Raw genomic sequence first — 19,415 nt, forward strand, 5'->3', positions numbered from 1 at the left:
GGTATTCCGCTGGATGACATCCCATACTCGCAGGGCATACCGATCATCGTGCGATCCCCCCGCGTCGCTGGTCCGGCGCGGACTACCATCACCACATGACCCGTGTACTGCTCGCCGAGGACGACGCATCCATCTCGGAACCGCTGGCCCGCGCCCTGCGGCGGGAGGGGTACGAGGTCGAGGTGCGGGAGGACGGACCCAGCGCCCTCGACGCCGGACTGCAGGGCCATGTCGACCTGGTCGTCCTGGACCTCGGGCTGCCCGGCATGGACGGGCTGGAGGTCGCGCGGCGGCTGCGCGCCGACGGGCTGACGGTGCCGATCCTGGTGCTGACCGCCCGCGCGGACGAGGTCGACACCGTTGTCGGGCTCGACGCGGGCGCCGACGACTACGTCACCAAGCCGTTCCGCCTCGCCGAGCTGCTCGCCCGCGTCCGGGCCCTGCTGCGGCGCGGCGCCAGCGAGCCCGCCCCGGCGCCCGCGACGCACGGCGTGCGCATCGACGTCGAGTCGCACCGCGCCTGGATGGGTGACGAGGAGCTCCAGCTCACCGCCAAGGAGTTCGACCTGCTGCGCGTCCTCGTCCGCGACGCCGGCCGGGTCGTCACCCGCGACCAGCTGATGCGCGAGGTGTGGGACACCACCTGGTGGTCCTCCACCAAGACCCTCGACATGCACATCTCCTGGCTCCGCAAGAAGCTCGGCGACGACGCCGCCAACCCCCGCTACATCGCCACCGTGCGCGGCGTGGGCTTCCGCTTCGAAAAGAGCTAGGTACGCACCGTGCGCCGCCGACTGATCAACTCCACGCTCGCGGTGGTCCTCGTCGTCATCGCCGTCTTCGGGGTCTCCCTCGTCATCGTCGAGACGCGCACCATCAGCAGCAGCGCCCAGGAGAGCGTGGACTCCGAGGCCGTCCGGCTGGTCAGCATCGTCGAGAGCCGGCTCGTCGGCGGCGAGCCGGTCAACCCCGGCATCCTCGCCCAGCAGAGCGGCGCCAAGCGGTACGCCCTGATCGAGGTGCCCGGCCGCGCCCCCATCGAGATCGGCGACCGCCCCGAGGGCAGCGTCATCCGCGGCAGCGCCGACGGCAAGCGCGGCGAGCGGGTGACCGTCGAGGTGCCGCGCTCCAGCGTCACCCGCGAGGTCGGCCGCACCCTGCTGATCATCGGCGCCGTGGCGCTGCTCGCCGTGATCGCCGCCGTCCTCCTCGCCGTACGCCAGGCCAACCGCCTCGCCTCACCGCTCACCGACCTCGCCGAGACCGCCGAACGGCTCGGCTCGGGCGACCCGAGGCCGCGGCACCGGCGCTACGGAGTGCCGGAGCTGGACCGGGTCGCCGACGTCCTGGACGCCTCGGCCGAGCGGATCGCCCGCATGCTCACCGCCGAACGGCGGCTGGCCGCCGACGCCTCGCACCAGCTGCGTACACCGCTCACCGCGCTGTCCATGCGGCTGGAGGAGATCTCCGAGACCGACGACCCGGCCACCGTGAAGGAGGAGGCGCACATCGCGCTCACCCAGGTGGAGCGGCTCACCGACGTCGTCCAGCGGCTGCTGACCAACTCGCGCGACCCCCGCACCGGCTCGGCGATCGCCTTCGACCTCGACGAGGTCGTCAAGCAGCAGATCGAGGAATGGCGGCCGGCCTACCGCAGCGCCGGGCGGGCCGTGGTCCGCTCCGGCAAGGTCGGCATGCGGGCCGTCGGCACCCCCGGGGCGGTCGCCCAGGTCCTCGCCGCGCTGATCGAGAACTCGCTGATGCACGGGGGTGGCACGGTCGCCCTGCGCACCCGGGTCACGGGCAACCAGGCCGTGGTCGAGGTCACCGACGAGGGGCCGGGCGTGCCGCCCGACCTGGGGGCGCGGATCTTCGAGCGGACCATCAGCGGCCGCAACTCCACCGGCATCGGGCTCGCCGTGGCCCGCGACCTCGCCGAGGCGGACGGCGGGCGCCTGGAACTGCTCCAGCAGCAGCCCCCGGTCTTCGCCCTGTTCCTCAGCCGCGAGGTGCGCGGCCGCGGGGAGAAGGCCCCCGACCGGTCCCCGACGGTCCGCTAGCGCTCGGCCCCCGACGGTCCGCTAGCGCTCGGCCCCCGACGGTCCGCTAGCGCTCGGCCCCCGACGGTCCGCCGGCGCTCGGCCCCGGGCGGTCCGCCGGCGTTCCGCCCCTGGCGGTCCGCTACCGGCGCGGCGCGACCGGCTCGGCCGCCCGCTCCGGCTCGTGCCGCCGCTGCTCCAGGAACGATTCGGCGGGCGGCGCCGGCTGGTGGACCGGCAGCGCCCGGAACACCCAGGTGCGGTACGACCAGAAGCGGAAGAGGGTGGCCACACCGATGCCGGCGAACTTGAAGAAGTTGTTCTGCAGCGGGGTGTCCCAGCCGAAGCCGTACGTCGCCGCGTACAGCACACCGTTCTCGATGACCAGCCCGACCAGGCTGAACAGCAGGAACAGCGTCAGCTCCTTCGTCCGGCCGCTCTTGTCGCGGTCCCGGTACGTGAAGTAGCGGAAGCCAACGTAGTTGAAGACGATGGCGACGACCGTGGCGACCAGACTGGCCCGGACCACCGGCAGCTCCGTGGTGTGGCGCACCAGGTTGAAGACCGCCATGTTGACCAGCAGCCCCAGACCGCCGACGAGACCGAATTTGGCGATCTCGCGGACGAGCTGGTCCAGCCGCACCCGCAGTGCGCCTCGTTCACTCATGGTGATCTTTCAGCCCCGTCCGGTCGAGTGGGTCAACCAAGCCATGCTAACCACCCGCTCGTGACCCCGCTCGGGGACGGAGACCGTCCGGTTCCGCGGGCCGGATACCCTAAGAGGGTGACGTTCCCGGTAGTAGGCATGGTGGGCGGCGGTCAGCTGGCCCGTATGACCCACGAGGCGGGCATCCCCCTCGGTGTCAAGTTCAAGCTCCTCAGCGACTCCCCCCAGGACTCGGCTGCCCAAGTGGTGAGCGACGTCGTCATCGGCGACTATCGCGACCTGGACACGCTGCGTGAGTTCGCGCGCGGCTGTGACGTGATCACGTTCGATCACGAGCACGTGCCGACCGAGCACCTGAGGGCCCTGGAGGCGGACGGCATCCCCGTCAGGCCGGGCCCCGACGCGCTCGTGCACGCCCAGGACAAGGGCGTGATGCGGGCCAGGCTCGACGCGATCGGCGCCCCGTCCCCCCGCCACCGCATCGTGGCGGACCCGGCCGACGCGGCGGCCTTCGCCGCCGAGACCGGCGGGTTCCCGATCATCCTCAAGACGGTGCGCGGCGGGTACGACGGCAAGGGCGTGTGGTTCGTCCGCTCCGAGGACGAGGCCCGTGACCCGTTCCTGGCGGGCGTGCCGGTCCTCGCCGAGGAGAAGGTCGACTTCGTGCGCGAGCTGGCGGCCAACATCGTCCGCTCGCCCCACGGCCAGGCCGTGGCGTACCCCGTCGTCGAATCGCGGCAGGTCGACGGTGTGTGCGACACCGTGATCGCCCCGGCGCCCGACCTGTCGGCCGAGCTGGCCGGCCAGGCGCAGGAGCTGGCGCTGCGCATCGCCAAGGAGCTGGGTGTCGTCGGCCACCTCGCGGTCGAGCTCTTCGAGACGCGCGACGGCCGCATCCTCGTCAACGAGCTGGCGATGCGCCCCCACAACTCCGGCCACTGGACCCAGGACGGCGCGGTCACCTCGCAGTTCGCCAACCACGTGCGGGCCGTCCTCGACCTGCCGCTCGGCGACCCGCGCCCCCGCGCCCCGTGGACCGTCATGTGCAACGTGCTGGGCGGTGACTACCCGGACATGTACCAGCCCTACCTGCACTGCATGGCCCGCGACCCCCAGCTGAAGATCCATATGTACGGCAAGGACGTGAAGCCCGGCCGCAAGGTGGGGCACGTCAACACCTACGGCGACGACCTCGACGACGTGCTGGACCGCGCGCGTCACGCCGCCGGCTACCTGCGAGGAACGATCGTTGAGTAACCCGATGGACACCCCGCTCGTCGGCATCGTCATGGGCTCCGACTCCGACTGGCCGGTCATGGAGGCCGCGGCCGGGGCCCTCGACGAGTTCGAGATCCCCTACGAGGTCGACGTCGTCTCCGCGCACCGCATGCCGCGCGAGATGATCGCGTACGGGGAGCGCGCCGCCGACCGCGGCCTGAAGGCGATCATCGCGGGCGCCGGCGGTGCCGCGCACCTGCCCGGGATGCTCGCCTCGGTCACGCCCCTCCCCGTCATCGGCGTCCCCGTGCCCCTGAAGTACCTCGACGGCATGGACTCCCTGCTGTCGATCGTCCAGATGCCGGCGGGCGTACCCGTGGCGACCGTCTCCGTCGGCGGCGCGCGCAACGCCGGACTGCTGGCGGCCCGCGTCCTCGCGAGCTCCGACCCCGAGCTGCTCGCCCGCATGGCCGAGTTCCAGCAGGAGCTGAACGACCAGGCCACGGAGAAGGGCAAGCGACTGCGGGCGAAGGTCGAGGGCTCGCCGGCGTTCGGTTTCGCCAAGTGACGGCCGGCCGTTTCCGGGACGAGGCGCGCGAGCTGCTCGCCTCGTACCCCGTCGTGGACGGCCACAACGACCTGCCGTGGGCGCTGCGCCAGTACGCCGGGTACGACCTCGACCACCTCGACGTCGCGGCCGACCAGACCGGCCGGCTCCACACCGACATCCCCCGGCTGCGGGCCGGCGGGGTCGGCGCCCAGTTCTGGTCCGTGTACGTCCGCACCGGAATGGCCGGCGACGACGCGGTCAGCGCGACGCTGGAGCAGATCGACTGCGTCGACCGGCTGCTGGCCCGCCACCCCGCCGACCTGGCGCCGGCCCTGACGGCCGACGACATGGAGGCGGCGCGGGCCTCGGGGCGCATCGCGTCCCTGAAGGGCGCCGAGGGCGGCCACTCCATCAACAACTCGCTGGCCACCCTCCGGGCCCTGTACGCGCTGGGCGTGCGCTACATGACGCTCACCCACAACGACAACGTCCCCTGGGCCGACTCGGCGACCGACGCGCCCGGCGTCGGCGGCCTGTCCGCCTTCGGCCGCGAGGTCGTACGGGAGATGAACCGGCTCGGCATGCTGGTGGACCTCTCCCATGTGGCCGACACCACGATGCGGGACGCCCTCGCCACGTCCGAGGCGCCGGTGATCTTCTCCCACTCGTCGGCCCGCGCCGTGTGCGACCACCCGCGCAACATCCCCGACGACGTGCTGGCCCTGCTGCCCGGCAACGGCGGCGTCGCCATGGTGACGTTCGTCCCCAAGTTCGTCCTCCCCGCCGCGGTCGAATGGACCCGCCGGGCCGACGAGAACATGCGGGCGCACGGCTTCCACGCCCTGGACACCACGCCGGAGGCGATGCGCGTCCACGCGGCGTTCGAGGAGGCGAACCCCCGCCCCGTCGCCACCGCCGCGACGGTGGCGGACCACCTCGACCACATGCGCGAGGTCGCGGGCGTCGCCCACATCGGCATCGGCGGCGACTTCGACGGCACCGCGTTCACCCCGGCGGGCCTGGACGACGTGTCGGGCTACCCGAACCTGATCGCGGAGCTGCTGCACCGGCGCTGGTCGCGCGCCGATCTCGCGCGGCTCACCTGGCAGAACGCGGTGCGCGTGCTCCGGGACGCGGAGTCCGTCTCGCGCTCCCTGTCCTCCCGCGCCCCCTCCACCGCCACGCTCGCGTCCCTGGACGCCTGACCACGCCGGCCCACCGCCCCTCGCGGCACCGGGGCGGTGCGGTGGCTTCACCCGGCCGTGGGCCTGGCCCGATCGGCGGAAGACGCCCCGGTCACGCGCCGCACGGCACACGGCACACGGCACGGCGCCGGTCTACCGGGGTCACCCGGTCGGAGTACGCCGCCGAGACCCCCGTACCGGCCCGTGTCACCGTGGCCCTGTCGGCTCGTCGTTCGTCCGGAGCGGAGCTCCCCCATGGCAGACCTTCAGGACCACCCCTGTGCGGCACCCTCTGCGATCGGTGAGTTCGACGACACCTCCGACGGACTCGCCGAGGCGACCACCCCGGCCGAGGTCGACATCGAGCGGGCCCGCGTCCTGCTGGCCGCGCAGCTCGTCGTCGACGGCCACAACACCCTCGCGCAGGAACTCGACCGGACGCACTGGCTCGACCTCCAGCACGGCTCGGCGTTTTTGGACACCGACATCCCGCGCATCCGCGCCGGCGGCGTCGGCGCGCAGTTCTGGTCGCTGTGCGTACCGCCGGGGCCCGCCGCCGTGCAGGAGACCCTGGACCGAATAGACGCGGTGCGCACCCTCATCGCGTCCTGCCCGGAGGCCCTCCGGCTCGCCCTCACGGCCGCCGACATGGCGCAGGCCCGGGACTGCGGCCGGATCGCGTCGCTCCTGGGACCCGTGTCGGGTGCCGCGCTCGGCGACTCGCTGGGCACCCTGCGGGCCTACCACGCGCTCGGCGTGCGCAGCGTCGGCATCGCCGGTACGCGCTGGACGGCCGACCCCGCCGGCCTGACGCCGTTCGGTGAGGAGGCGGTCCGGGAGATGAACCGCCTCGGGGTCCTCGTCGACCTCTCGGGCGCCTCCGGGACCACGATGGACCGGGTCCTGGACGTGGCCAGGGCGCCGGTCATCCTGTCCCACTCGGCGGCCCAGGCCCTCACCCCGCACGCCGCCAACGTCCCCGACGACGTACTGCGCCGCCTGCGGGGCAACGGCGGGGTCTGCATGGTCAGCTTCGCGCCCGACCAGGTCACCCGCCGTGCCGACCGGCCGGCCACGCTGTGGGACGTGGCCGACCACGTGGAGTACGTGCGCGAGGTCGCCGGGCCGGAGTGCGTCGGGCTGTCGGGTTCCTTCGGCGCGACCGCCGACGCCCCGCACACCATCGGGCTGGAGGACGCGTCCTCGTACCCGAACCTCATCGCGGAGCTGTTGCACCGCGACTGGGCCGAGACCGACATCGCGGCCCTCACCTGGGGCAACGCGGCCCGCGTGGTGCGCGAGGCGGCGGACGCCGCGCAACCGGCGTAACCGCTAGGGCGTGTCTTTCGGATCAGGCCGGATCAGGGCGCGTGCCAGGGCGCCCGCGAGCCCGGCAAGATCCGCAAGACACGCCCTAGGCGCGGCACAGGCAGAAGGGGTGCCCGGCCGGGTCGGCGTAGACCCGGAAGCCCCGCTTGCCCCCGTCGTCGTCGACGTCCAGCGGCCGCGCGCCCAGCGCCAGCACCCGCTCCTGGGCGGCGTCGATGTCCTCGACGTCCAGGTCGAGATGGAGCTGCTGGGAGTTCCGGTCGGCCCGCGGCCACTCGGGCGGGCGCAGGTCCGGCACCTTCTGGAAGGCGAGGCGCTGCCCGCCGGGGAGGTACAGGTCGATCCAGTGGCCGTCGTCGGTCTGGTCGTCCTTCACCTCGCCGCCGAGGACGGCGGCGTAGAACTCGGCGAGCCGGCGCGGTTCGGGACAGTCGATCGCGGTCAGGGCGAGTGTCGCAAGAGCCATGGTGCCCGGGTGCCCCTGCGGCACGGCGCCATTCCTGCCGCGGGCGGCTCAGGCCCGGGGCCGGCCCATCGCGCGGAACGTCCAGCCCGCCTCGCGCCAGCGCTCCGCGTCCAGGGCGTTGCGGCCGTCCAGGATGGTCCGCGACGCCGCGACCTCGCCCAGCTCGGCCGGGTCCAGCTCGCGGAACTCGCGCCACTCCGTCAGGTGCAGCACGATGTCCGCGCCCCGCACCGCGTCCAGGGCACTGTCGGCGTACCCCAGCGTCGGGAACAGGCGCCGGGCGTTGTCCATGCCCTTCGGGTCGTACACGGTGACCTGACCGCCCTGGAGGTGGATCTGGCCGGCGACGTTCAGCGCGGGCGAGTCCCGCACGTCGTCCGAGTCGGGCTTGAACGTCGCGCCCAGCACGGCCACCCGCTTGCCGAGGAACGTGCCGTCGCCCAGGGCCTCGCGGGCCATGCCGACCATCTGGCCGCGGCGCCGCATGTTGATGGAGTCGATCTCGCGCAGGAACGTCAGCGCCTGGTCCGCGCCCAGCTCGCCGGCGCGCGCCATGAACGCCCGGATGTCCTTGGGCAGACAGCCGCCGCCGAAGCCGATCCCGGCCCGCAGGAACTTGGCGCCGATGCGCTCGTCGTACCCGATCGCCTCGGCGAGCTTGACGACGTCACCGCCCGCCGCCTCGCAGACCTCCGCCATGGCGTTGATGAAGGAGATCTTGGTCGCCAGGAAGGAGTTCGCGGCGGTCTTCACCAGTTCCGCGGTCGGGAAGTCGGTCACCACGAACGGCGACCCCTCCGCCATGGGAGTGGCGTACACCTCGCGCAGCAGTTTCTCCGCCGCCGCGCTCTCCACGCCCACGACGATCCGGTCGGGGTGCAGGGTGTCGCTCACGGCGAAGCCCTCGCGCAGGAACTCCGGGTTCCACGCCAGCTCGGCGTCCGCGCCCACCGGCGCCCGGTCGGCGAGGAGCCGCGCCAGCCGCTCGGCGCTGCCCACGGGCACGGTCGACTTGCCGACGACCAGCGCGGGCCGCCGCAGGTGCGGGGCCAGCGAGCCGAAGGCGGCGTCGACGTACCGCATGTCGCACGCGTAGTCGCCCTGCTTCTGCGGCGTGTTCACGCACACGAAGTGGACGTCGCCGAATTCGCCGACCTCCTCCCAGGAGGTGGTGAAGCGCAGCCGCCCGGTGGAGCCCTCGATCCCGGCGACGTGCTTGCGCAGCAGCTCTTCGAGCCCCGGCTCGTACATGGGGACACGGCCCGCCGAGAGCATCTCGATCTTCTCGGGGACCACGTCGAGCCCGAGTACCTCGAAGCCCAGCTCCGCCATGGCCGCCGCATGGGTGGCGCCGAGGTATCCGGTGCCGATCACGGTGATCTTGAGGGCCATCGGTGCTCCATTGACGTACGGGAGGGAGTGCGCGCCCGAGCATAGTCGGGCCCGGCGCCGGGCACCGTTCCCCCGGGACGGGCGCTGTCGTCAAACTCACGTATGCCGGGCTCCGCCCGGCCTACTAAAATTCGGGTTACTTAACGGTAGTTAGCAGCAGCCCAGGGGAGTGAGAGAAAGTGGCGGGAACGCCTGACTTCGATCTGTACCGCCCGTCCGAGGAGCACGACATGCTCCGGGACACCGTCCGCTCGCTCGCCGAGGCCAAGATCCTGCCGTTCGCCGCCGCGGTGGACGAGGAGGCGCGGTTCCCGCAGGAGGCGCTGGACGCGCTCGTCGCCTCCGACCTGCACGCCGTCCACGTCCCCGAGTCGTACGGCGGCGCGGGCGCGGACGCCCTCGCGACCGTGATCGTCATCGAGGAGGTCGCCCGCGTCTGCGCGTCGTCCTCACTGATCCCGGCGGTCAACAAGCTGGGCTCGCTGCCCGTGATCCTCTCCGGCTCCGAGGAGCTGAAGCGTAGGTACCTGGGCCCGCTCGCCAAGGGCGACGCGATGTTCTCGTACTGCCTGTCCGAGCCCGACGCGGGCTCCGACGCCGCCGGCATGAAGACCAAGGCGGTCCGCGACGGCGACCATTACGTCCTCAACGGCGTGAAGCGCTGGATCACCAACGCGGGCGTGTCCGAGTTCTACACGGTGATGGCCGTCACCGACCCGACCAAGCGCTCCAAGGGCATCAGCGCCTTCGTCGTCGAGAAGGGCGACGAGGGCGTGTCGTTCGGCGCCCCGGAGAAGAAGCTCGGTATCAAGGGCTCCCCGACCCGCGAGGTCTACCTCGACAACGTCCGCATCCCCGCCGACCGCATGATCGGCGAGGAGGGCACCGGCTTCGCCACCGCGATGAAGACGCTGGACCACACCCGCATCACCATCGCCGCGCAGGCACTCGGCATCGCCCAGGGCGCCCTGGACTACGCCAAGGGCTACGTCCAGGAGCGCAAGCAGTTCGGCAAGCCGATCGCCGACTTCCAGGGCATCCAGTTCATGCTGGCCGACATGGCGATGAAGATCTCCGCCGCCCGCGCCCTCACCTACCAGGCCGCCGCGGCCTCCGAGCGCGGCGACGCCGACCTGACCTACCTCGGCGCGGCGGCGAAGTGCTTCGCCTCCGACGTCGCCATGGAGGCCACCACGGACGCCGTCCAGCTGCTCGGCGGCTACGGCTACACCCGTGACTACCCGGTCGAGCGCATGATGCGCGACGCCAAGATCACCCAGATCTACGAGGGCACCAACCAGGTCCAGCGGATCGTCATGGCCCGCAACCTGCCGTAGTACCCCCGCGGTACCCCGCGACCGCACAGGACGGCCCCCGGCGCATCGCCGGGGGCCGTTGCGGTTAGGCTGCGCTGCCGCACAACCAGCACAGCACGAGGTGGAAGCCCCATGAGCGTGGATCGTCAGATCTCCGCACTGCTCAAGCAGATAGCGACCCAGGACGTCGTGGTCGTCACCAACGAGTTCTCCCACGCCGGAAGGGCCGCCACCCTCGCCCACGTCGCCGAGCACTACGGTTTCGAGTACGGCGAGGCCCGGCGCGAGGGCCACAACAGCCAGACCCTCGCCGTCCACCTGTACCGCGACCCCGCGCCCGAGGCCCGCGCCCGGGAGGCGGCGACCATCGCCGCGCACCCGCGGGCGGGCATGGGCGGCACGGTGCCCGGCCTTCAGCCGGGAACGCTCAAGCCGACCGCCGAGGCCGCCGAGGCGGTCGCCCGGATGAAGGACCGCATCGGGTTCGACGTCATGACGCAGATGGCCGGCGCGCGGAAGATGGGCTTCGCCTGGTTCTGCGTGGCGGGCATGGTGGTGACGCTGCTGATCTGCCAGATGTACGTCGGCGCCCTCGCGGGCGGCGCGGCGCTGGCCGCCCTCCTCGTGGGAGGCGTCAAGATCAGCGAGGTCCGCCGGCAGCGCGTCGCCGAGCGCCTCCGGGAAGCGGGCTTCACCCCGGTGCGGGACGAGACCGGACGGCAGCGGTTCCTGCGCCCCGGCCAGCAGCTCCCGGGCCACGCGAACCCGTTCGCGGCCTGACGGCCGGGGCGGTCGGCGTGTCCCGGTGCCCGGGGTGCGACCGGTCACGGTACGAGGTCGAGCTCGGCCCAGACGGTCTTGCGGGGCACGGGTCCCGCCGTGACGCCCCATCTGTCGGCGAGCGCCTCGACGATCAGCAGACCGCGCCCGTACTCGGAGTCGTCGACCGGTGCGCCCAGGTCCCCGGGACCGGACGGCAACCGGTCCCCGCGCGTGTCCGTGACCGCGATCCGCAGCCGCTTCCCTCCGCTCTCGACGATGAGATCCAGGCGGAAGTCCCGGCCCGGTACACGCCCGTGGAAGGCGGCGTTGGCGGCCAGCTCGGCGACGATCTGCGCGGCCGACTCCGACGGCAGGCCCCAGTCGGTCAGTTGGGCCGCGGTCAGCAGGCGGGCGAGGCGGGCGCCACGGCGGGTGGGGGAGAGCAGCACGGTGAACTGCCGGGCGGGAGCGGAAGGTTCGGTTCGGGTGATTTCCAGGTTCACGTGACTCAGCGTGGCCGTCCCGTGCTTACGCTGACCAGAGCGACGCGTGTACGGACAGTGACTGTCCAGCCGGTGCACGGCCCTGTCCATCCGGTACGGCGGCGCACACCGACACGGGCGGAGGCGGATCACTCATGGCGGACGAACCGGAACAGGACATCGACCTGGAGGACGACTCCGGAGCGGTGATCGCGGCGGTCGGACGGCAGGTCAGGCTGTGGCGCGAGGCCGCGAACATGCGCGCGGCGGACCTGGGCGCGGCCATCGGGTACGGCGAGAACCAGGTCTACAAGGTGGAGGCCGGCAAGCGCATCCCCAAGCCGGAGTTCCTGGACAGGGCGGACGAGGTCTTGGGCGCGGGCGGCAAGCTGGCGGCGATGAAGAAGGACGTGGCGGAGGCCAGGTACCCGAAGAAGGTCCGGGACCTGGCCAAGCTGGAGGCCGACGCGGTCGAGATGGGCGCCTATGCCGCAGGCGTGGTGCACGGGCTGCTCCAGACCGAGGAGTACGCCCGCGCTCTCTACGGGGAGCGGCGACCCGCGTTCTCCGAGGACCAGGTGGAGCGTTTGGTGGCGGCCCGGATGGCCCGGCAGTCGGTCTTCGCGCGGCAACCGGCACCTCTCCTGACCTTTGTCCAGGAAGAGGCGACCCTGAGGCGGCCGATCGGGGGCAGAATGGTGCTGCGCCACCAGCTCGAACACCTGCTGGAAATCAGCGCGTTGAGGCACGTGGAGATCCAGGTCATGCCGACGGAGACGGAGGAGCACGCGGGGCTGGCGGGTTCCCACCGGGTGCTCAAGCTGAGCGACGGCACGGCGGTGGGACACATCGAAGTGCAGCTCACGAGCCGTCTGATCAGCGATCCCAAGGAGGTCCAGATCCTTGAGATGCGGTACGGCATGATCAGGGCACAGGCGCTCACGCCGCGCTTGTCGCGGACCTTCATCGAGAAACTGCTGGGAGAGACATGAACGCCGAGCTGACCTGGGTCAAGAGCAGCTACAGCACCAACGACGGCCCCGACTGCGTCGAGGTCGCGGCCGCGGACGACACCGTCCACGTCCGTGACTCCAAGAACGTGCCCGGCCCTCGGCTCGGCTTCGCGCCGGACGCCTGGGCGGCCTTCGTGACGTACGCGTCCGGGAGCTGACGTGGAGCCGGCCTGGGTCAAGAGCAGCTACAGCACAGCGGACGGCCCCGAGTGCGTCGAGGTCGCCGCCGCGCCCGACACCGTCCATGTCCGCGACTCCAAGAACGTGCCCGGCCCTCGGCTCGGCTTCGCGCCCGACGCCTGGGCCACCTTCGTGACGTACGCGTCCGGGAGCTGATCTCCGGCCCCCGGACGCGGCACCGTCAGTTGCCCGTGACGGTGACCTTCTCGTCGTTCTGGATCTGCTGCACCAGCTGCTGCACCTTCGCCTTGTCCCACACCAGGTTGCCGCCCGTGCTGCCCGAAATGGGGATGTTCATCGACTTGCCGTCACCGCCGCTGATGCCCTTCATCGCGAAGAACATCTCACCCAGGTCGAACAGGGACATGTCCTTGTCGACGATCAGGGTGTCCAGGCCGGCGCCGAGGGTCGGGTAGAGCCGGAACGGGTTCAGGAGCGTGCCGGGCGTCGCCGCCTGGTTCGCCAGCGTCGCCAGGAACTTCTGCTGGTTCTTCGTCCGGTCCAGGTCCGAGCCGGCGAACGCGTACCGGGTGCGGACGAAGGCGAGGGACTGCTCTCCGTTGAGGGTCTGCTTGCCCGCCTGGAAGTCGGCGCCGGACTTCTTGTCCTTGAAGGCCTTCGGGATGTCCATCTCGACGCCGCCGAGCGCGTCGACGATGTTGGCGAAGCCCGCGAAGCCGATCTCGGCGTAGTGGTCGATGCGCAGCCCGGTGTTGTGCTCGACGGTGCGGACCAGCAGCTCGGGGCCGTCCTCGGCGTACGCGGCGTTCAGCTTCACGCGGCGGCCCTGGGCGGGGAAGGTCTTGCCGGACTCGGAGCCGACGAACTTCGGGATCTCCACGTCGGAGTCGCGGGGGAGCGAGATCATGGTGTTGCCGCTGCCGCAGGCCGCCAGGATCATCATCGAGTCGGTCCGCTTGCCCTCGGCGGAACCGGTGTGCAGCTTCTTCTTCTCCTCGGCCGTCATGCCCTCACGGCTGTCGGAGCCGACGATCAGGTACGTGGTGCAGTCGCCCTCCTTGGGGCGGTCGATGACCTTGGCGAGGTCGACCTCGCGGCGCACCTTGCCGTCGGCCCAGAAGTACGTGCCGATCGTCGTGCCGAGCACGGCCACCAGCGCCACGATGGACCCGACCTTGATGCGGCGGCGCCAGTCGGGGGCAGGGCCCGGGGCGCGGACCGAGCCGCGGTCGGCCCGGCCGCCGCCGCGACCGCCCCCGGCGGGGCTGCCGTAGACCTGCCCGGTGTTGTAGCCGCTGTCGTACGCGTCGTAACCCTGCGACTGCTGGTGGGGGACCGGCGGGCGCTGCGGCGGTGCGGCGGGGCGCTGTACGTGCCGCATGACCCGGGCGCCCTCGGGCTGGGCGTCGGCGCTGCCGCGGCCGTACCGCGCGTTGCGGTCGTCGGTCCATCCATCGTTCATGCGGACCAGTGTGCAGGCCGCCTCCGGTGGCCCGACAGGGTGGGTGGGAAATCGGGCCAGGGCTGTAGCGAACCTGATGCAATGAGGGCCGGGACGGACTCGGGCATAGGGTGGAGGGCATGACAGATCAGGCCCCCGAGCTGCAGGGAAAGCCCACCTCGGCCTCCCGCACCACCCTCAGCCACATCATGACCGGCAGCGACACCAACCTCCTCGGCACCGTGCACGGTGGCGTGATCATGAAGTTGGTGGACGACGCGGCGGGCGCCGTCGCGGGGCGCCACTCCGGCGGGCCCGCCGTGACCGCGTCGATGGACGAGATGGTGTTCCTGGAGCCGGTCCGCGTCGGCGACCTGGTCCATGTGAAGGCCCAGGTCAACTGGACCGGCCGGTCCTCCATGGAGGTCGGCGTCCGGGTGCTGGCCGAGCGCTGGAACGAGTCCACGCCCGCGACGCAGGTCGGCTCGGCCTATCTCGTCTTCGCCGCCGTCGACGCGGACGGCAAGCCGCGTGCCGTCCCGCCGGTCGTCCCGGAGACCGAGCGCGACAAGCGCCGCTATCAGGAGGCGCAGATCCGCCGCACACACCGGCTGGCCCGCCGCCGGGCCATCAGGGAACTCCGCGAGCAGCGCGCGGCCGAGGGCATCGACGACTGAACGCCCCACGGTCCGCGGCCGGCGTACTGCCGGGCCGGGGCCGTGCAGGGTCGCCCCCGCAGGGGCCGGAGGCGACGGGTGGGCTCCTTTTCCGGGGCCCGAGGCCGCCGGCCCCGAGGAGGTGAGCCCGGAGGGGCCCCGGCCCACCCCCACCGGCGCGCCACGGGCCACGGGCCACCGGCCACCGCGCCACGGGCCACCGGCCACCGCGCCACGGGCCACCGGGCCACCGGGCCACCGGGCCACCGGGCCAAGGACACCGTCCGGCCCGTCGTGCCCACCCGCGCCGGAGGACGGCTTCCCGCGACCAAGGGGGCCGTCAGGTGCAGATGACCTGGTCGCCCGTGACCGCCCCGAACTCGCCCTGGAAGGCGTCCTCGGCCCGCACCGGCAGGACGCCCGCGAAATTCGCGCCGATCGTGACCTTGAACAGCGCGCCCTGCCCATGCACCGGGAGCAGCCGGCAGCCCGGCAGTGCCGTGGCCAGCGAGCGGGCGGAGCGGTCCCAGCGCGGGTCGAACCAGACGACCGTGCGGGACACGTCACGCCGTGGCCAGTTCAGCGCGGCGGCGCTCGTCCGGAACCCGGTCGCCCGCAGCGCCGTGTCGGCCCGGGCGCCCAGGCCGTGCACCATCGTGCCGTTGTAGACCTGCACCCGGATCTGCTGCGGCGAGACCTCCACGAGCCTCTTGCGGACCGCGCTGCGCGGCGCGTACGGGGCCAGCGGCTTGTCCGCCCGTACCGCCGCGAACAGCCGCTTGGCCTTCACCGGATCCCATTTCACCGTGGAGCCGATGCCCTTCACGGGGAAGCTGGTGTCACTGACGGGTACGGAGGTGAACTCCGACGACGCCGCCGTGAAGCCGCGCATCGCCTTGGCCATGGCCAGCATCTGCTCCGCGCCGAACCCCTGGTCGGCCCGCACCGAACCGAGCATCGAGGTGACGACCTGCTGGAACCGCACCGGGTTCAGCAGGGTGCCGTTGCTGGTGGCCTGGTCGATGAGGGCCGCCATGAACCGCTGCTGCCGCTGCATGCGGCCCAGGTCGGACGCCCCGTCGACATGGCGGGAGCGCACGTACTGGAGCGCCCGGCCGCCGTCGAGCTTGTGCGTGCCGGCCGGCAGGTCGAGGCCGGTGTAGGCGTCCTTCATCGGCTTCGCGGTGCAGATCTCGACGCCCCCGATGGTGTCGACGGTCCGCATGAAGCTGGTGAAGTCCAGCTCCAGGTAGTGGTCGACCTTGATGCCGGTCATGTGCTCGACGGTCCGCACGGTCAGGTTCGGGCCGCCCTCCGCGTACGCGGCGTTGAGCTTCACCGGGTGCCGGTGGTGGTACTTGCCGGTGGTGGCGTCGGTGTGCGGCGGGATCTCGGCGTACGAGTCGCGGGGCAGCGACACCATGCTGGCCCGCCTGCGGTCGGCGGAGATGTGCACCAGCATGATCGTGTCGGTGCAGCGGCAGGGGGCGCCGCCCAGCCGGTACTTCTCCTTCTCGTACGGGGTGATCCGGTCGCGCCCGTCGGTGCCGACCACCAGGATGTTGGTGCCGTGCCCGGGCGCCGGGCGGTTCTTCATGTCCTTGAACGGGTCGACCCGGCCGATCTCGGTGTCCAGGCTCGTCACGATCGCGTGCCCCACGCCTCCCGCCGCGAGGACCAGCACCGACAGGGCGGTCGCCATCCGCATGCCCCACGGGGTCCGCTCGGGGCGGGGCCGCTCGGGCCGCCCCCGCCGGACGGCCGGCGCCGCCGCCGGAGCCCGTCTCGGCCGTCCGGGCGCGGGCGGCCGGGGTGGGACGGGACGGCGGGGCGGCGTGGGCACGAAGGACACCTCCGCGGGCGGCTGGGGGAATGGTGAGCACAGTAGGCCCATACGATCAGCGACCGTCCGCGCCACCCGGGCGGCGCGCACCGCTGTCCCCCGTTCGCGGTAACGTGGCGCCGATGAACGCCACGCCCTCGCCTCCGCCCCCGGTCTCCGTGATCATGCCGGTCCTCAACGAGGAGCGGCACCTGCGCGCCTCGGTCCGTCACATCCTCGAGCAGGAGTACGACGGCGAGATGGAGGTGGTGATCGCGCTGGGGCCGTCCACGGACCGTACGGACGAGATCGCCGCCGAGCTGGTGCGCGAGGACCCGCGCGTCCACACGGTGCCCAACCCGACCGGCCGCACGCCCGCGGCGCTGAACGCCGCGATCAAGGCGTCGCACCACCCGATCGTGGTGCGGGTCGACGGGCACGGGCTGCTGTCGCCGAACTACATCGCCACCGCCGTCCGCCTCCTGGAGGAGACCGGCGCGCAGAACGTCGGCGGCATCATGCACGCCGAGGGCGAGAACGACTGGGAGCACGCGGTCGCCGCGGCGATGACCTCGAGGATCGGCGTCGGCAACGCGGCCTTCCACACCGGCGGCGAGGCGGGTCCGGCGGAGACCGTGTACCTGGGCGTGTTCCGGCGCGAGGCGCTGGAGCAGCAGGGCGGGTACAACGAGGAGTTCATCCGCGCGCAGGACTGGGAGCTGAACTTCCGCATCCGCGAGGCGGGCGGGCTGATCTGGTTCTCGCCGGAGCTGAGGGTCCGGTACCGGCCCCGGCCGAGCGTGCGGGCGCTGGCGAAGCAGTACAAGGACTACGGCCGCTGGCGGCACGTGGTCGCCCGCTACCACCAGGGCTCGATCAACCTGCGCTACCTCGCCCCGCCGACCGCCGTCGTCGCCATGGCGGCGGGCATCGTGGTGGGCGCGACGCTCACCCCGCTCGGCTTCGTCGTCCCGGCGGGCTACCTGGCGGCGATCACCGCGGGCTCGGTCCCGGCCGGCAAGGGGCTGCCGCTGAAGGCGCGCCTGCGGATCCCGGTGGCGCTGGCGACGATGCACATGTCGTGGGGGTACGGATTCCTCACGAGCCCGCGCTCCCTCGCGAAGAAGGTCATCGCCAGCCGCCGCCCGGCGGTCGTGCGGACGGCGGCGTAGCGGCCCGGAGCCGGCGGCTCCGGCCGCCGGCGGTTCACCAGGTGAAGCCGGGGTCGACCGTCATGCAGCCGGACTGGTCGGCCCTGCTGGTGTTCGACCCGGGGGCCTTCCCCGTGTTCCTGGGCGGCTTCGGGTAGGTGTCGCCCTCGCGCCAGTCGGCGCCCACGACGACCGTGATGCCCGAGACCGTACCGGACTTCTTCACGGAACCGGCCGGGATGCCCAGCGACTTGGCGACGGCCTGCGCGTCGCCCTCCAGGTCCGCGCTCGGGAACTGCACGAGGGTCTTGGCCTGCCGCGGCGCGGCCGTACCGGCCTTGGCCTGGGTGTAGCCCTTGGCGGCCAGCAGCCCGGCGACCGTGGTCGCCCGGCCCTGGGCCGAGCCGTACTGGTCGGTGTACGTGCCGTTCTGCACGGTCACCCCGGTCTCGGCGGGCGCCGCCGCCGGGTCCTTGGACGCGGTGGGCGTGGCCCGCTTGGACGGCTTGCCGTCGAGGGGGATGTCCTCGCGGATCATCCGGAACAGCTCCTCGGCCTCACCGGGCGTGGGCTCGACCTTGCCCGGCTTACGGGTCGAGTAGAAGTTCGGCATCGTCGTCATGGTGATGCGGCCGGTGGGCACGCTCTTGAGCTGCTCGGCCACGTCGTACAACTTGCCGATGGTGTCGAGCCCCTTGTCCACGGTGAGCGCCTCGGTGGCCGCCTCCGCGAGCTTGCGCAGCTTGTTGGGGTCGGTGAGCTTCGCGTTCCTGCGCAGCTCGCGGACCATCGAGTTCATGTACATGTGCTGGGCCTTGGCGCGCTCCAGGTCGGTCCCGCCGACCCAGCCGTACCGGGTGCGCAGCCACTGGAGCGCCTGCTCGCCCTTGATGGGGTGCGTGCCCGCGGCGAGCTTCAGCCCGGAGCCCTTGCCGTCGCTGGTGCGGGACTCGATGTTCTTGTCGACGCAGACGGGTACGCCGCCGATCGCGTCGGCCATCGACACCACACCCGCGAAGTCGATCATCATGAAGTGGTCGATGGGGATGCCGGTCAGCTCGACCCAGGTGGCCACGGTGCAGCCCGGACCGCCGCGGTCCAGCGACTCGTTGGTCTGCGCGAACTCCCGCGCGGGGTAGACCTTGCCCTTGGCGTCCCGGCACTCCGGCAGCCGCAGCATGGTGTCGCGCGGCATGCTGACCACGGAGATGTTGCTGCGGTCGGCGGAGAGGTGCACGAGCATCTGCACGTCGGCGAGCGGAGGTCCGTCGAAGGTGTCCCTGCCGCCGCCCAGCTCCTGGTTCGCCTTGGAGTTCCGGGCGTCCGAGCCGATCAGCAGGATGTTCAGCGGGGTCTGGCCCGCGGAGTTCGCCCGGTGCTCGGGCATCCCGTTCTTGCCGAGCGTCAGGTCTTCCTTCTTGATCTTGCTGTTGAGGTGTTCGTAGTAGAGGTAACCGGCGCCGGCCGTCCCCAGTATCAGCAGCGACAGCACGGCGGCGCTCCACCGGAGCACCCGCCGCTTGCCGGTCCGGCTCTCGCCGCCCTTTCCCGCGCGGCGCCGTCCGCCGCCGCCACCGCCGGCGCCACGGCGGTGGCCCCGGCCGCCGTCCGCGCCGCTCGCCGGGGGTCCGGCCGGTCTTGCCGGGTCCTCCGTGTCGCCGGACGACGGGTCACCGCGGTGACCGTCCTCCCAGCCGCCGGTACGGGCGTGCGGAACGCGGTCCCTCGTTCCCTCCCCACGCACGCTGCTCTGTCCCACCCCAGGTCCCCCTGTCGCTCAGGCGTG

At 72.2% G+C, this 19,415-nt stretch carries 20 protein-coding genes; 13 read left to right on the plus strand and 7 right to left on the minus strand.

The window, feature by feature from the left end:
* Positions 1 to 95 precede the first annotated feature (95 nt).
* Positions 96 to 773: a response regulator transcription factor gene (locus IE109_RS10560; RefSeq protein ID WP_189550510.1), complete on the plus strand. Its 678-nt coding sequence runs from the start codon at positions 96 to 98 to the stop codon at positions 771 to 773.
* A gap of 9 nt (positions 774 to 782) precedes the next feature.
* Positions 783 to 2,060, plus strand: a complete 1,278-nt coding sequence (locus IE109_RS10565; protein WP_189550511.1) for a sensor histidine kinase — start codon at positions 783 to 785, stop codon at positions 2,058 to 2,060.
* Between the two features lie 121 nt (positions 2,061 to 2,181).
* On the opposite strand, the gene IE109_RS10570 is transcribed toward IE109_RS10565, so the two are convergent.
* Positions 2,182 to 2,706 (minus strand): GtrA family protein, encoded by a 525-nt coding sequence (locus IE109_RS10570; RefSeq protein WP_189550512.1) that lies wholly within the window; start codon positions 2,704 to 2,706, stop codon positions 2,182 to 2,184.
* A gap of 117 nt (positions 2,707 to 2,823) precedes the next feature.
* Between IE109_RS10570 and IE109_RS10575 the strand changes: the two genes are divergently transcribed.
* The 4 genes from IE109_RS10575 (at position 2,824) to IE109_RS10590 (ending at position 6,987) form a co-directional block, all read left to right on the plus strand.
* Entirely contained in the window at positions 2,824 to 3,963 is a 1,140-nt protein-coding gene (locus IE109_RS10575; RefSeq protein ID WP_189550513.1) for a 5-(carboxyamino)imidazole ribonucleotide synthase, read from the plus strand.
* 4 nt (positions 3,964 to 3,967) lie between these two features.
* Positions 3,968 to 4,492, plus strand: coding sequence for a 5-(carboxyamino)imidazole ribonucleotide mutase (purE, locus tag IE109_RS10580; protein ID WP_189550593.1), 525 nt, complete (start codon positions 3,968 to 3,970; stop codon positions 4,490 to 4,492).
* Positions 4,489 to 5,679, plus strand: a complete 1,191-nt coding sequence (locus IE109_RS10585) for a dipeptidase (RefSeq protein WP_189550514.1) — start codon at positions 4,489 to 4,491, stop codon at positions 5,677 to 5,679. Before purE ends, IE109_RS10585 begins: the two co-directional genes overlap by 4 nt.
* 234 nt (positions 5,680 to 5,913) lie before the next feature.
* Positions 5,914 to 6,987 carry a dipeptidase gene (locus IE109_RS10590; RefSeq protein WP_189550515.1) on the plus strand — a complete coding sequence of 358 codons (1,074 nt, stop codon included), beginning with the start codon at positions 5,914 to 5,916 and terminating at the stop codon, positions 6,985 to 6,987.
* An 85-nt stretch (positions 6,988 to 7,072) separates the two neighbouring features.
* Here the strand turns inward: IE109_RS10590 and IE109_RS10595 are convergent, their stop codons facing one another.
* Positions 7,073 to 7,453, minus strand: coding sequence for a VOC family protein (locus tag IE109_RS10595; protein ID WP_189550516.1), 381 nt, complete (start codon positions 7,451 to 7,453; stop codon positions 7,073 to 7,075).
* A gap of 48 nt (positions 7,454 to 7,501) precedes the next feature.
* Positions 7,502 to 8,845: a UDP-glucose dehydrogenase family protein gene (locus IE109_RS10600; RefSeq protein WP_189550517.1), complete on the minus strand. Its 1,344-nt coding sequence runs from the start codon at positions 8,843 to 8,845 to the stop codon at positions 7,502 to 7,504.
* 179 nt (positions 8,846 to 9,024) lie between these two features.
* Between IE109_RS10600 and IE109_RS10605 the strand changes: the two genes are divergently transcribed.
* Together IE109_RS10605 and IE109_RS10610 are read left to right on the plus strand one after the other, a co-directional pair.
* Positions 9,025 to 10,182, plus strand: a complete 1,158-nt coding sequence (locus IE109_RS10605) for an acyl-CoA dehydrogenase (protein ID WP_189550518.1) — start codon at positions 9,025 to 9,027, stop codon at positions 10,180 to 10,182.
* 111 nt (positions 10,183 to 10,293) lie between these two features.
* Entirely contained in the window at positions 10,294 to 10,941 is a 648-nt protein-coding gene (locus IE109_RS10610; RefSeq protein ID WP_189550519.1) for a hypothetical protein, read from the plus strand.
* A gap of 44 nt (positions 10,942 to 10,985) precedes the next feature.
* Here the strand turns inward: IE109_RS10610 and IE109_RS10615 are convergent, their stop codons facing one another.
* Positions 10,986 to 11,426, minus strand: coding sequence for an ATP-binding protein (locus tag IE109_RS10615; RefSeq protein WP_189550520.1), 441 nt, complete (start codon positions 11,424 to 11,426; stop codon positions 10,986 to 10,988).
* Between the two features lie 134 nt (positions 11,427 to 11,560).
* Between IE109_RS10615 and IE109_RS10620 the strand changes: the two genes are divergently transcribed.
* From IE109_RS10620 to IE109_RS10630, 3 genes are read left to right on the plus strand one after another with little or no spacing between them, the layout of a single operon-like run.
* Positions 11,561 to 12,397, plus strand: coding sequence for a helix-turn-helix domain-containing protein (locus tag IE109_RS10620; protein WP_189550521.1), 837 nt, complete (start codon positions 11,561 to 11,563; stop codon positions 12,395 to 12,397).
* Positions 12,394 to 12,576: a DUF397 domain-containing protein gene (locus tag IE109_RS10625; RefSeq protein WP_189550522.1), complete on the plus strand. Its 183-nt coding sequence runs from the start codon at positions 12,394 to 12,396 to the stop codon at positions 12,574 to 12,576. The genes IE109_RS10620 and IE109_RS10625 overlap by 4 nt, the downstream gene beginning before the upstream one ends.
* A gap of 1 nt (position 12,577) precedes the next feature.
* Entirely contained in the window at positions 12,578 to 12,754 is a 177-nt protein-coding gene (locus IE109_RS10630) for a DUF397 domain-containing protein (RefSeq protein ID WP_189550523.1), read from the plus strand.
* Positions 12,755 to 12,779: 25 nt separating this feature from the next.
* Here IE109_RS10630 and IE109_RS10635 read toward each other — a convergent pair whose 3' ends face one another.
* Entirely contained in the window at positions 12,780 to 14,021 is a 1,242-nt protein-coding gene (locus tag IE109_RS10635; protein ID WP_189550524.1) for an LCP family protein, read from the minus strand.
* A gap of 119 nt (positions 14,022 to 14,140) precedes the next feature.
* Here IE109_RS10635 and IE109_RS10640 point away from each other — a divergent pair, with 119 nt between their 5' ends.
* Positions 14,141 to 14,677: an acyl-CoA thioesterase gene (locus IE109_RS10640; RefSeq protein ID WP_189550525.1), complete on the plus strand. Its 537-nt coding sequence runs from the start codon at positions 14,141 to 14,143 to the stop codon at positions 14,675 to 14,677.
* Between the two features lie 319 nt (positions 14,678 to 14,996).
* Here the strand turns inward: IE109_RS10640 and IE109_RS10645 are convergent, their stop codons facing one another.
* Positions 14,997 to 16,499: an LCP family protein gene (locus IE109_RS10645; protein ID WP_444545556.1), complete on the minus strand. Its 1,503-nt coding sequence runs from the start codon at positions 16,497 to 16,499 to the stop codon at positions 14,997 to 14,999.
* 122 nt (positions 16,500 to 16,621) lie between these two features.
* On the opposite strand from IE109_RS10645, the gene IE109_RS10650 reads away from it, so the two are divergent.
* A complete protein-coding gene (locus IE109_RS10650; protein ID WP_189550527.1) occupies positions 16,622 to 17,650 on the plus strand; it encodes a glycosyltransferase family 2 protein in 1,029 nt (342 codons plus the stop codon).
* Between the two features lie 34 nt (positions 17,651 to 17,684).
* Here IE109_RS10650 and IE109_RS10655 read toward each other — a convergent pair whose 3' ends face one another.
* Complete coding sequence (locus IE109_RS10655; protein WP_189550528.1) at positions 17,685 to 19,388, minus strand: LCP family protein; 1,704 nt, start codon at positions 19,386 to 19,388, stop codon at positions 17,685 to 17,687.
* Positions 19,389 to 19,415: the final 27 nt, after the last annotated feature.

This window comes from Streptomyces lavendofoliae, assembly GCF_014649735.1.
Lineage (GTDB): Bacteria > Actinomycetota > Actinomycetes > Streptomycetales > Streptomycetaceae > Streptomyces > Streptomyces lavendofoliae.

What these genes read in the sequence shown, in the direction of transcription:
- IE109_RS10560 (WP_189550510.1), top strand. Translation starts at nt 96, where the DNA reads ATGACCCGTGTACTGCTCGCCGAGGACGACGCATCCATCTCGGAACCG.
- IE109_RS10570 (WP_189550512.1), bottom strand. Translation starts at nt 2,706, where the DNA reads ATGAGTGAACGAGGCGCACTGCGGGTGCGGCTGGACCAGCTCGTCCGC.
- purE (WP_189550593.1), top strand. Translation starts at nt 3,968, where the DNA reads ATGGACACCCCGCTCGTCGGCATCGTCATGGGCTCCGACTCCGACTGG.
- IE109_RS10590 (WP_189550515.1), top strand. Translation starts at nt 5,914, where the DNA reads ATGGCAGACCTTCAGGACCACCCCTGTGCGGCACCCTCTGCGATCGGT.
- IE109_RS10595 (WP_189550516.1), bottom strand. Translation starts at nt 7,453, where the DNA reads ATGGCTCTTGCGACACTCGCCCTGACCGCGATCGACTGTCCCGAACCG.
- IE109_RS10600 (WP_189550517.1), bottom strand. Translation starts at nt 8,845, where the DNA reads ATGGCCCTCAAGATCACCGTGATCGGCACCGGATACCTCGGCGCCACC.
- IE109_RS10610 (WP_189550519.1), top strand. Translation starts at nt 10,294, where the DNA reads ATGAGCGTGGATCGTCAGATCTCCGCACTGCTCAAGCAGATAGCGACC.
- IE109_RS10620 (WP_189550521.1), top strand. Translation starts at nt 11,561, where the DNA reads ATGGCGGACGAACCGGAACAGGACATCGACCTGGAGGACGACTCCGGA.
- IE109_RS10625 (WP_189550522.1), top strand. Translation starts at nt 12,394, where the DNA reads ATGAACGCCGAGCTGACCTGGGTCAAGAGCAGCTACAGCACCAACGAC.
- IE109_RS10635 (WP_189550524.1), bottom strand. Translation starts at nt 14,021, where the DNA reads ATGAACGATGGATGGACCGACGACCGCAACGCGCGGTACGGCCGCGGC.
- IE109_RS10640 (WP_189550525.1), top strand. Translation starts at nt 14,141, where the DNA reads ATGACAGATCAGGCCCCCGAGCTGCAGGGAAAGCCCACCTCGGCCTCC.
- IE109_RS10650 (WP_189550527.1), top strand. Translation starts at nt 16,622, where the DNA reads ATGAACGCCACGCCCTCGCCTCCGCCCCCGGTCTCCGTGATCATGCCG.